The sequence below is a fragment of the Bacillus sp. IBL03825 genome, assembly GCF_024712505.1.
In the GTDB taxonomy this organism is placed as follows: Bacteria; Bacillota; Bacilli; order Bacillales; family Bacillaceae_G; genus Bacillus_A; species Bacillus_A wiedmannii.
The window spans coordinates 5026309-5038496 of record NZ_JAMXKE010000001.1; the positions used below are offsets into that span (position 1 = coordinate 5026309).

Genomic DNA, 12188 nt, shown 5'->3' on the forward strand with positions numbered 1-12188 from the left:
ACTCGCTCCTCTACTAAAAAGTGAAACTGTAAGTTAATAGGGAAATACACCCCCACTAACTTACTTGGACCTTTATAAACGGTTCATATTAGACAAAATTGGTAGCAAATCACTCATTTTATCTAGCATAAAGTCCGGCTTGTAAGCCTCTAAATACGCTCTACCTTTCAACGTCCATGAGACAGCAGCTGTTTTCGTACCCGCATTTTGTCCACCAACAATATCATGATGGTTATCCCCAACCATCAATGCTTCTTCCGGTTTCGCATCTAATAACTCAAGCGCTTTTTGAAGTGGTTCTGGATGTGGTTTCACATGCTCTACATCATCAATTGTCACGACAACATCAAAAAATTCATCAAGCTTTGATAACCTTAATCCCATCTCAACTGTTTGTCTCGCTTTCGTTGTAACAATACCAACTTTATAGCCTTGCTTCTTCAACTCTTGAACTGTTTCATATACAGTTTCATATTCTTCCACTAATTCATCGTGATGATCATGGTTAAATTGACGATAACATGTAATCATCTCTTCAACCTTGTTGTCATCAATCTTGCTGAAAGTATCATGTAAAGAAGGGCCGATAAATGGCAATACATCTTCACGCTTATATTGATTTGGATAATATGTATGTAACGTATGTAAAAAAGAAGAAATAATAAGTTCGTTTGTATTAATTAAAGTTCCATCTAAATCAAATAACACTGTATTTATTCTCATTGCCTTAGTCCCTTCTCTTTCCTGAATATGAAAGAAGCAGCACCTTATAATAAGATGCTACTTTTCTCTAATTTTCCGAATATCTTTTATCAGCTTGTCCCATTTTCCGTCTCACAATAATGAAAACAATAGAAATAACAACAAGTCCAATTGACATTACTTGTGCGATACGAAGTGGTCCTAACATTAAACTATCTGTACGTAAGCCTTCTACGAAGAAGCGCCCTATTGAATACCAAATTAAATATGTGAAGAATAATTCCCCGCGTCGTAAATTCACTTTTCGTAATGAAAGTAATAAAATGACACCTGCAAAATTCCATAATGATTCATATAAAAACGTTGGGTGATAGTACACACCCTCAATATACATTTGATTAATAATGAAATCCGGTAAATGAAGTCCTTCTAAAAACTGTCTCGTTACTTCATCACCATGCGCCTCTTGGTTCATAAAGTTTCCCCATCGACCAATTGCTTGTCCTAGTAAAATACTTGGCGCAGCAATATCAGCCAACTTCCAGAATGAAACCCCGCGTCGTTTTGCAAAAAGAATTCCTGTAATAACAGCCCCGATTAAACCACCATGAATCGCCAAGCCACCTTGACGAATATTAATAATTTGACTCGGGTTTTGCGCGTAATATTCCCATTCAAAAATAACATAGTACATTCTCGCAAATAGAATAGCGATCGGTACTGCAATTAATACAAGGTCAACAAATGTATCTTTTGGAATACCTAGCCTTTCTCCCTCGCGAGTTGCTAGCCAAAGACCTAATAGCACACCCGTACCGATAATAATCCCGTACCAATAAACAGGAAACGGCCCAAGTTGGACAGCTACGCGGTCAAGCTGTGGTACAGAACCTAACAGCATATGTATGACCTCCCTCTCCAAAGTTTACTCCTGATTTCCTAACTCAATCGCACTCATTAATCGTTCAGAGAACTGTTGTGCTGCATTGACTCCCATACGTTTTAAACGGAAGTTCATCGCTGCTACTTCAATAATAACAGCCAAGTTTCGACCAGGACGAACTGGAAGTGTAATCTTTGTAAGCTCTGTATCAATAATCTTCATCTTCTCTTCATCAAGACCTAAGCGATCGTAATTTTTCTTTTGATCCCAAATTTCAAGATTAATAACAAGTGTAATACGCTTATAATTTCGCACTGCCCCTGCACCGAATAACGTCATCACGTTAATGATACCTAGACCACGAATTTCTAATAAATGCTCAATTAAATCTGGTGAGCTTCCGACTAACATGTCTTCATCTTCTTGGCGAATTTCTACACTATCATCCGCAACAAGGCGATGACCACGTTTTACAAGCTCAAGAGCTGTCTCACTTTTACCGACACCACTTTGACCTGTAATTAAAACACCAACACCGTAAATATCTACTAACACACCATGTACAGCTGTTGTTGGTGCTAACTTACCTTCTAAATAATTAGTTAAACGACTTGATAATCTTGTTGTCGTTTGAGAAGAACGTAATAAAGGCATACCTGATTCACGCGATGCATGCAGTAACTCATCTGGTACATCTTGATTACGAGTTATAATAATACATGGCGTCTCCTCAGTACAAAGCGCTTTCATTCTCTCTTGCTTTTGCTCTGACGTTAATGTGTCAAAGAACGTAAGCTCCGTCTTTCCAAGAAGCTGCACACGATCAGCTGGATAATATGTGAAAAATCCTGCCATTTCAATTCCAGGTCGTGATAAATCACTTGTATCAATCGGACGATTAATTCCTTCTTCACCACTTATTAACTCCAATTGAAATTGTTCAATTAAATCTTTTGTCCTTACTTTCGGCATATGTATAAACCTCCACTCCGCTGCGGGTTCAGTCTCATTTGATGTAAAATTCCATTCTACCGGATATTGTACCATTTTTTTCTGGAAACAAGAAATACGGTTTCTAATAAATAGAAAAAAACATTTCATATACATCATGAAATGTTTTTCTTTTTGTCATTTTCTCTTTTTTTCATACAGTGGCTCCACAATTGCCTTTTCAATAATCATATTAAAAATTGAAATACAAATTGCCGCTACAATCGCTACACCGAATCCTGATATATTAAATGCATCTCCTAATAATGAATCTGCTATTTTTAACGTAATCGCATTAATAACAATTAAGAAGAACCCGAAAGTTACAAGAGTAATTGGTAGCGTAATTAAAATTAAAAACGGTTTTACGAACACATTTAAAACAGCCAAGATAATACTCGCAATAATTGCAGTTTGTATATTTGCTACGTAAAACGCGTCTGGCGCAATCCCTTTTAAAAGTCCCGATACAGCGATTAACACAACGCTATTTACAAGAAGTGATACAATCCATCTCATTTCCTTACACATCCTTTTGACATATATATTTCATCATACGCTAATAGATAAGAAACGCAAGTATCATACAAACACTTATATCAACTTATTCTATTCTCCATGCTTGTATACCTACTAACATTCCCTCGCAAAATAAGGACCACACCATCTATGTTCATGAGTTTTTACAAAAGTCCAAGTGAACTCTTTATCTACAATATAAATATCGCCTTTATACATATCGCCCCTCTCACACAATATATCCTCCATATGTAATAAACTCGTATCTTTTATTAGCAGTACATCATCACAATGTTGATAGAATATGTAACAATTCTTTTTCACTTCATTATGAAACGCGTTCTCCGCTTCTTCACCCTCTAAACACTTCTTTTTCTCATAACTAAATATGTGCCAAAGATACCCACATGCATACTTATCTCCATACAGAAAAATGTCTTCTTTTTCCTCATCACTTAAATGGTTTGCAAAATGACCCTCCCAGCGTTTGCGAAAATAAACACCCCAATTTTGAAACTCTCTTACCTTCATATTTTTCTTTCTTAAAATATCTACAAACTCCATTTTCTCCCCCTATGAACGAAAAACCGAGTGTCATTTCCACTCGGTTTTTTAGTAATACACTTATTGCGATAATTCTACTTCTTTTATTTTCTCTTTCATTCTTGCTTTATCACGAACTAAAATATCTTTTAAATACTTACCTGTATACGAGCGCTCTTCTTTCACTACTTGCTCTGGCGTTCCGGAAGCAACGATTTGTCCACCTTTGTCTCCACCTTCTGGTCCAAGGTCAACGATATAATCAGCTGTTTTAATTACATCTAAATTATGTTCAATAACAAGAACTGTCTCGCCACTTTCAACAAGGCGTTGCAGAACTTCTAGAAGACGCGCGATATCATGTGCATGCAAACCAGTCGTTGGCTCATCTAAAATATATAACGTACGCCCTGTAGAACGACGGTGTAATTCAGAAGCTAATTTCACGCGCTGTGCTTCTCCTCCAGATAACGTAGTAGCTGGCTGCCCTAATTTCATATAACCAAGCCCTACATCTACAAGCGTTTGAAGTTTACGCTTAATTTTCGGGATATTAGCGAAGAACTCTACTCCATCTTCAATTGTCATCCCTAACACTTCAGAAATGTTCTTATCTTTATACTTCACTTCTAACGTTTCGCGGTTATAACGTTTACCATGACAAACTTCACACGGAACGTATACGTCTGGTAAGAAGTGCATTTCGATTTTAATAATTCCATCACCACGGCACGCTTCACAACGTCCACCTTTTACATTAAAGCTGAAACGTCCTTTTTGATATCCACGCACTTTCGCTTCATTCGTTTGTGCAAACACATCACGAATATCATCGAATACACCTGTATACGTCGCTGGATTAGAACGTGGTGTACGCCCGATTGGCGATTGATCAATATCGATTACTTTATCCAAATGCTCAAGACCTTTAATTTCTTTATGAGTACCTGGCTTCGCTTTCGCTTTATATAACTTTTGCGCTAATGATTTATATAGTACTTCATTAATCATCGTACTTTTACCGGAACCAGATACACCCGTTATCGCTACAAACGTACCAAGCGGGAATGACATCTTTGCATTCTTTAAGTTATTCTCTTTTGCACCGATAATTTCCACTTTACGTCCGTCACCTTTACGTCTTTCAAGTGGAACCGGAATAAACTCTTTACCGCTTAAATACCTCCCTGTTAGCGAATTATCATCTTGCATCACTTCAGCTGGCGTCCCCGCTGATACAACTTGACCACCATGAATACCTGCACCAGGTCCGATATCAAGTAAATAATCAGCAGCCATCATCGTATCTTCATCATGTTCAACGACAATTAACGTATTACCTAAATCACGCATCTCTTGCAACGTACGAATAAGACGATCGTTATCGCGCTGATGTAAACCGATAGAAGGCTCATCAAGAATGTAAAGTACGCCAGTCAGACGAGAACCGATTTGCGTCGCTAAACGAATACGCTGCGCCTCACCACCTGATAAAGTTCCTGCAGCACGACTTAACGTTAAATAATCTAACCCGACGTTCACTAAGAATCCAACGCGCTCCTGGATTTCTCTTAAAATTAAATGAGCAATTTTTTGTTGCTTCTCCGTTAGCTCTACATTCGAGAAGAATTCCTGTACTTCTTGAACAGAATACTTCGTTACATCAGCAATCGTTTTATCACCAACGAAAACAGCTAAACTCTCAGGCTTTAAGCGTCCACCTTTACACTTCGGACAAGCTTGCTCTGCCATATACTTTTCCATTTGCTCACGGACATAATCAGAACTCGTTTCACGATAACGACGTTCGATATTTGGAATAACACCTTCAAATAAAATCTCATTTTCCTTTACTTGACCAAATTCATTTACATAGCGGAAATAAACTTTCTCTTCACCGCTTCCGTACAACACTTTATCAAATAAATCTTTCGGTATATCTTTCACAGGCACATCCATATCAACGCCGTAATGATTACATACAGATTGTAAAAGCTGTGGGTAATATTGTGAGCTTGTCGGTTCCCAAGGCGCAATCGCATGTTCATTTAATGATAAATCCCAATTCGGAATGACAAGTTCTAAATCTACCTCTAACTTTGAACCAAGTCCATCACAAGAAGGACACGCCCCGAATGGACTATTGAATGAGAACATGCGCGGCTCTAATTCTCCGATTGAAAAGCCACAATGCGGACAAGCATGATGTTCACTAAATAGAAGTTCCTCTTCTCCCATTACATCAATTAACACTCGGCCCCCGCCAAGCTTTAATGCACTTTCAAGTGAATCCGCAAGACGGCTTGCAATCCCTTCTTTTACAACAATACGGTCAATTACAACTTCAATGGAATGCTTCTTATTTTTATCTAACGCAATATCTTCAGATACATCAAGCATTTCACCATCAACACGTACACGAACATATCCTTGCTTCTTAATGTCTTCAAGCACTTTCACATGTGCACCTTTACGCCCAGAAACGATAGGAGCTAACACTTGTAATTTCGTACGTTCAGGATATTCAAGTACACGGTCTACCATCTGCTCTACTGTTTGTGATGTAATTTCAATACCATGATTCGGGCAAATCGGCGTACCAATTCGTGCGAATAGTAAACGTAAATAATCATAAATCTCCGTTACCGTTCCGACAGTTGAACGTGGATTACGACTCGTTGTTTTTTGATCGATTGAAATCGCTGGAGATAAGCCTTCAATTGTATCCACGTCAGGTTTATCCATTTGTCCTAAAAACTGGCGCGCATACGCAGATAACGATTCTACGTATCTGCGTTGCCCTTCTGCATAAATCGTATCAAACGCTAATGATGATTTCCCTGAACCAGACAATCCCGTCACAACAACAAGCTGATTTCTCGGAATGGTTACATCAATATTTTTTAAGTTATGTGCTCTAGCACCTTTTACGACAATAAAATCCTTGCTTATGCTCACTCTGTTCACCCTTCCGCTTTTAATTCTAATAGTAAATCTCTTAATTCAGCTGCACGCTCGAAATCTAACGCTTTTGCTGCTTCTTTCATCTCTGCTTCCATCTTCGTAATTGTCTTTTCACGCTCTTTTTTCGTCATCTTCTTGGCTGGTACTGCTTCATATGTTTCCGGCTCTTCAGCAGCTGTCGTTGCACGGATAACATCACGCACGCCTTTTTGAATCGTTTTCGGCGTAATACCATGCTCTTTATTGTAAGCTTCTTGTATAGTACGACGACGTTGCGTTTCTTCAATCGCAATTCCCATCGATCTCGTTATACGATCTGCGTACATAATAACGCGGCCGTTTTCATTACGTGCCGCACGACCAATTGTTTGAATTAATGAACGCTCCGAACGCAAGAATCCTTCCTTATCAGCATCTAAAATAGCTACAAGTGATACTTCTGGAATATCTAATCCTTCTCGTAATAAGTTAATACCGACCAGTACATCAAACTTACCAAGGCGAAGGTCACGGATAATTTCAATACGTTCTAACGTTTTAATTTCAGAGTGAAGATAGTTTACTTTAATTCCTACATCTTTTAAGTAGTCTGTTAAATCCTCTGACATTTTCTTCGTTAAAGTCGTAATTAATACACGTTCATTTTTTGCAATGCGATCTTGAATTTCTCCTAATAAATCATCAATTTGCCCTTCAATTGGTCGTATATCAATTGGTGGATCTAAAAGCCCTGTTGGACGAATAATTTGTTCTATTACCTCCGGTGCCTGCTCTAACTCGTACGGTCCTGGCGTTGCCGAAACGTAAATAACTTGATTCGTTTTCCCTTCAAACTCATCAAACGTAAGCGGTCTATTATCTAAAGCTGATGGCAAACGGAACCCATGATCCACAAGTACTTGCTTACGTGCTTGGTCCCCGTTATACATCGCTCTTACTTGCGGTACTGATACGTGTGACTCATCCATAACAATTAAGAAATCTTCCGGGAAATAGTCTAATAACGTATACGGTGTTGCACCCGCTGGACGAAGTGTTAAATGACGGGAATAATTTTCAATACCTGAGCAAAAGCCCATCTCACGCATCATTTCTAAATCATAACGTGTACGTTGCTCTATACGCTGCGCTTCTAACAACTTGCCATTATCATTTAATTCCTTTAAACGCTCTTCTAATTCTTTTTCGATATTTTCAATAGCGACCTTCATCTTTTCTTCACGTGTAACGAAGTGAGATGCTGGGAAGATTGCTACATGATCACGTTCTGCTAATACTTCACCTGTTAACGCATTTACTTCGCGAATACGATCTATTTCATCGCCGAAAAATTCAATTCGAATACAATGCTCATCAAGTGATGCCGGGAAGATTTCAACTACATCTCCGCGCACACGGAATGTACCACGCTTGAAATCAATGTCATTACGCCCATACTGCACATCAACAAGTTCACGAAGCAATTGATTGCGGTCCTTTTCCATACCAACTCGAAGCGAAACAACTAACTCGCGGTATTCTTCTGGAGAACCTAAACCATATATACACGAAACACTCGCAACGATAATAACATCGTCTCTTTCAAATAAGGAAGACGTTGCTGAGTGACGCAATTTATCGATTTCATCATTAATCTGCGCATCTTTTTCAATAAAAGTATCTGTTTGCGGCACATACGCTTCTGGCTGATAATAATCGTAATAACTAACAAAATACTCCACTGAATTGTTAGGAAAAAAATCTTTCAGCTCACTATATAACTGTCCTGCTAACGTTTTATTATGAGCCATGACAAGTGTTGGCTTCTGCACTTCTTTAATGACATTTGAAATCGTAAATGTCTTACCCGTTCCTGTCGCCCCAAGCAACACTTGCTTTTTCTTTCCACTATTAATTCCCTCTACAAGCTTCTCTATAGCTACCGGCTGATCACCTTGCGGGGAATACGCTGAGATAATTTCAAATTGATGTTCCAAACAAAACCGACCTCCTCGTAAAAAATCTGTATTCCCATTTTACCACGAATGCTCATAAAAAAACCAAGAAAACGAACAGATATTCGGTAAAACTTTCGACAATATATACATAGAAAAAGGAAGGAGCCAAAACTTCCTTCCTCTACTAACTCTATTTTTTAGGTACATATAATAAATCATATCCATTGCGCCCATTTTCATTCACACAGTCTATTAACCTATAAGCCGTTTGTAATTCACGCTGCTCTTTAACAATCCTTTTACAGCTATCTTTATGTAACCCTTTATCCTCACCAGCAAATTGGTCTTTTCTATTATCTGACACATAAAGTATATCGTTCTCACTATGCTCTAGCGTTTGAAAGATCGGGTCACCTTCATGGGTATACTGTACAATCCTTATTTTATCAACCTTCCCTTGGTCAACATTCAAAATGAATTTTTCAAATTTATCTAGATTGGAAATTCCCGCTCTCTTTACAATGACATCATTCTTCCTATCAATTTCAATGTTAGGTTGTGAGCATGCTACTAAGCTAAAGAAAAAGAGAAATAGACATATAAAACCACTTCTTTTTCCTATTGTCATCCTCTCCTATAAAAATTCTTTGTATACCGCAAAAGCTACTTTCCTCTACGAAAGTAGCTTCTCTTTTCCTTTCTCTTTCTTCGGAAAAATCACATATGAAAATGAAATAACTGTATCCACTAAAAGTATAATCGCCCAAACTTGACTAACGCGACTAGCTGGTTCATTTAAAACAATCCCAGTTTCTAACCAATTATGCCATTGGTCAAACGGGACAAAACCGTACAGAAAGAAAAAGAAAATATGCACAACAATGAATAAAACAAGATGCAATACCAAATTTTTTATTTCCTGCTTCGCATAGGCCATACCTGTTAATTCTATATGTTCTTCAATAATAGGCGCTGGTTCATTCCGCCATTTCGCAACTAGCTTTTGCGCAAATATATCAAGCTTCTTCAAATCCTTTTTCCCGTAGAAAACTGCATACAATAAAATAATTACAGTAATGATTTGAAAATTAGAGAACTTCCCTGTTTGATAATAGTCCACTACCCCTAATGTTAAAATAAATACTTCATTTACGAGGAGTACAATCCCCATAATAAAGCTCGCTTTCTTCAAACGGAATCCGTAACGGAGTAAAAAGAAGCCGATAGCCGATAACCAAAATACAATCTCTGCCCCAATTAAAAAATACCAACGATATTCTGCAAGTATACTCATTTATCCATCTCCTTTTCATCATATATACGAAAAGCTTCATCCATATATAATAAAAGTTCTTCTTCAATTGGATACATGCTCATTTTCTGCGAATCTTCCTTCGATTTTCTAACTTCCCATAACTTATCTAAAAATGCTTCATCACCATTAGCCATTTCTAAACACTTCTGCATTAATCTCTTCGTTGCCTCTTGTACCTCATCACTCGCGGCTTCTTTGCCGTCTTTCATAAAAATACGTAATTGCTTTAATAAATCTACCCATTCTAAAACATTCGGATCTTCTTCACTCATATTTGGCAAGTTATGAAGCAATTTTTGTTCTTCCCTTGAAAATACTTCATTTTGAAATATTTCACGTATGCGAGACGACTGCTTCGAAAGCTGGATAAGTTCAAACATAACTTTCCAATCGAGCTCTCCCTCCACATCCACCGAATAAACAACTGCTTGTAAAACACGCTCCATTCGATTGAATTTCTTTTGTTCTTCCTGTACAAATCGAAGTTGTTTTTCAAGTGAATCCTTTAAATTAAGCTCATCTTTTACTAACATATTCGCAGATTCTTTTAACGAAAATCCCATTTCCTTTAAAAATAAAATTTGTTGCAGCCGTATTACGTCAGCTTCACTATATAAACGATGCCCGCCTTCTGTTTTCCCGCTCGGCTTTAATAAATCTATTTGATCATAATAACGTAATGTACGTACTGTTACCCCTGTCTCTCTCGTCAATTGTTGTATGGAAATCACTACCATCACCTCTTCCCCTTCATTATAAAAGATGACGTTACGTCACTTTCAAGTCTTTTGTAAAAAAAATACAAAAAGCTGTTTATACTCTTCGTATAAACAGCTTTTACGGGAATAATCCTTTTTGTACAGCACGCCCACAAAATAAAATAAGTGCTCCAACAACAACACTCGTTGCTGTTTTATGATAATGAGCTGAAACTAATAAATAATATGATAAACCGACAGTACCAATCATAATACAAACGCTTGGCACTGGATTACGAGAGAAGTTCTGCATTCCCCAAAACAAAGCAAAAATAGCCGTAGCGACACATAATACCGGTAATCCCATCCCAGTTCCCCTTTTTCTATCTATTCCTTGTTGCTAACACACTCGTCGATGCCATACTTATTAATAAACCAAAAATAGCAATATATAATAACTCATTTACATGTACTGCTTGCCTATCTAAATGCTTATTTACACAAAGATACACAATGAACAGGAAAATGAAGCTTGTAATACAAATCGTAAAATACGACTTCATCTTATTCACAACTCGCTCATCAATCGACGGAACTCCCTCTTCTTTCAAACGCTTCTGTTCTCTATATTCCGAAATACTATATAAAATGACTAGTGCTACATTCGATATGAAGATCGTTCCCCACGAAATACTTAAAATCATTAAACTCGCATTTAAAATAAGACCCGCTAAAAATAAACTTCCTATAAACCGTATAACATCTTGCTTACTCATACATGATCAACCTCTTTTTGATTTCTATATTTCCACTTCGGCCAATAGTTCACAAAGAAATAAACAAACTGCCCTAGTACAAATAAAACAAACGGCATACCAGCATTTCCATCAACAATTAAATTATATAAACTCCATATCGCTAAACTAATCGTAAAAAATAACCCTACATATTTAAACGCTTTATCTGACTGGAATCTCTCAAACTCATCTTGCATTTTTCATTCCTCCTATCTCTATGCTCGTTTCCCTATCATGACTCCTATGATGAGACTACCCGCAAATAAGGAACTACATATCATAAATATTTCTTGCACTGGTATAACAGCTCTGCCTATTGATTTACTCGCAACAATATAAACAATAAGCAATAGAAACGCGAATACAAATGAGACATTTACATATTTTTTTATATTTTCATTTACTCGCTCATCTATATCTGGAAGTTCTTCTTTTTTATACTTACGCTTTTTGTAATACGCATACACTATCAAAAATACAATTGCTAAAACGTTACTCACTACGAGCGGTAAAATTGGTATAGCCGGATTCATAATATGAACTACAATGTCTCCCAAAAACAACCCAATAGTCGCACCAATCAATAACTTTTTAGTATCTTCCATTTTTTCTCCCCTTACTCTAGCGTAAATATTTCCTCCACCTTCACCCCAAAATATTTGGCGATTTTTAGGGATAACTCTAGACTCGGGTTATAATGATGGTTTTCAATCGCCACAATCGTCTGCCGTGTCACCTGCATCGCCTTTGCCATTTCAACTTGCGTTATATGATTTTGCTTTCTTAACTCTTTTATTTTATTTTTCACACCCATAGGCTCCACCTTCGAAAGTAAAGATA

General features: G+C 37.4%; 15 protein-coding genes. All 15 read right to left on the bottom strand.

Annotated features, from left to right (window positions below; all coding sequences use genetic code 11):
* Positions 1 to 72: 72 nt before the first annotated feature.
* Positions 73 to 723, bottom strand: a complete 651-nt coding sequence (gene ppaX, locus NHG49_RS26055; protein WP_064476212.1) for a pyrophosphatase PpaX — start codon at positions 721 to 723, stop codon at positions 73 to 75.
* Between the two features lie 67 nt (positions 724 to 790).
* The gene (lgt, locus tag NHG49_RS26060; RefSeq protein ID WP_149173759.1) at positions 791 to 1603 is read right to left on the bottom strand and encodes a prolipoprotein diacylglyceryl transferase; all 813 of its coding nucleotides are present in this window, start codon (positions 1601 to 1603) and stop codon (positions 791 to 793) included.
* 24 nt (positions 1604 to 1627) lie between these two features.
* Positions 1628 to 2557, bottom strand: a complete 930-nt coding sequence (hprK, locus tag NHG49_RS26065) for an HPr(Ser) kinase/phosphatase (RefSeq protein ID WP_222655633.1) — start codon at positions 2555 to 2557, stop codon at positions 1628 to 1630.
* Positions 2558 to 2713: 156 nt separating this feature from the next.
* Positions 2714 to 3094, bottom strand: coding sequence for a phage holin family protein (locus NHG49_RS26070; protein WP_001267307.1), 381 nt, complete (start codon positions 3092 to 3094; stop codon positions 2714 to 2716).
* A gap of 114 nt (positions 3095 to 3208) precedes the next feature.
* Complete coding sequence (locus tag NHG49_RS26075; RefSeq protein WP_222655632.1) at positions 3209 to 3658, bottom strand: DUF4275 family protein; 450 nt, start codon at positions 3656 to 3658, stop codon at positions 3209 to 3211.
* A gap of 60 nt (positions 3659 to 3718) precedes the next feature.
* Entirely contained in the window at positions 3719 to 6589 is a 2871-nt protein-coding gene (gene uvrA, locus NHG49_RS26080; RefSeq protein ID WP_242289832.1) for an excinuclease ABC subunit UvrA, read from the bottom strand.
* Between the two features lie 11 nt (positions 6590 to 6600).
* Complete coding sequence (gene uvrB, locus NHG49_RS26085; RefSeq protein ID WP_064476209.1) at positions 6601 to 8577, bottom strand: excinuclease ABC subunit B; 1977 nt, start codon at positions 8575 to 8577, stop codon at positions 6601 to 6603.
* A 151-nt stretch (positions 8578 to 8728) separates the two neighbouring features.
* Complete coding sequence (locus tag NHG49_RS26090) at positions 8729 to 9166, bottom strand: DUF4362 domain-containing protein (RefSeq protein WP_242289822.1); 438 nt, start codon at positions 9164 to 9166, stop codon at positions 8729 to 8731.
* 45 nt (positions 9167 to 9211) lie between these two features.
* On the bottom strand, positions 9212 to 9832 hold the full coding sequence (locus NHG49_RS26095) for a hypothetical protein (protein ID WP_088047807.1): 621 nt from the start codon (positions 9830 to 9832) through the stop codon (positions 9212 to 9214).
* The gene (locus NHG49_RS26100; protein ID WP_222655630.1) at positions 9829 to 10590 is read right to left on the bottom strand and encodes a MerR family transcriptional regulator; all 762 of its coding nucleotides are present in this window, start codon (positions 10588 to 10590) and stop codon (positions 9829 to 9831) included. The genes NHG49_RS26095 and NHG49_RS26100 overlap by 4 nt, the downstream gene beginning before the upstream one ends.
* Before the next feature lie 100 nt (positions 10591 to 10690).
* A complete protein-coding gene (locus tag NHG49_RS26105) occupies positions 10691 to 10918 on the bottom strand; it encodes a hypothetical protein (RefSeq protein ID WP_064476205.1) in 228 nt (75 codons plus the stop codon).
* 16 nt (positions 10919 to 10934) lie between these two features.
* Positions 10935 to 11327 carry an ATPase gene (locus NHG49_RS26110; protein WP_088047805.1) on the bottom strand — a complete coding sequence of 131 codons (393 nt, stop codon included), beginning with the start codon at positions 11325 to 11327 and terminating at the stop codon, positions 10935 to 10937.
* Positions 11324 to 11545, bottom strand: a complete 222-nt coding sequence (locus NHG49_RS26115) for a hypothetical protein (protein ID WP_064476203.1) — start codon at positions 11543 to 11545, stop codon at positions 11324 to 11326. Before NHG49_RS26115 ends, NHG49_RS26110 begins: the two co-directional genes overlap by 4 nt.
* Positions 11546 to 11563: 18 nt before the next feature.
* A complete protein-coding gene (locus NHG49_RS26120; protein ID WP_098103016.1) occupies positions 11564 to 11953 on the bottom strand; it encodes a hypothetical protein in 390 nt (129 codons plus the stop codon).
* An 11-nt stretch (positions 11954 to 11964) separates the two neighbouring features.
* Positions 11965 to 12162, bottom strand: a complete 198-nt coding sequence (locus NHG49_RS26125) for a helix-turn-helix transcriptional regulator (protein ID WP_000538364.1) — start codon at positions 12160 to 12162, stop codon at positions 11965 to 11967.
* Between the last annotated feature and the right edge of the window lie 26 nt (positions 12163 to 12188).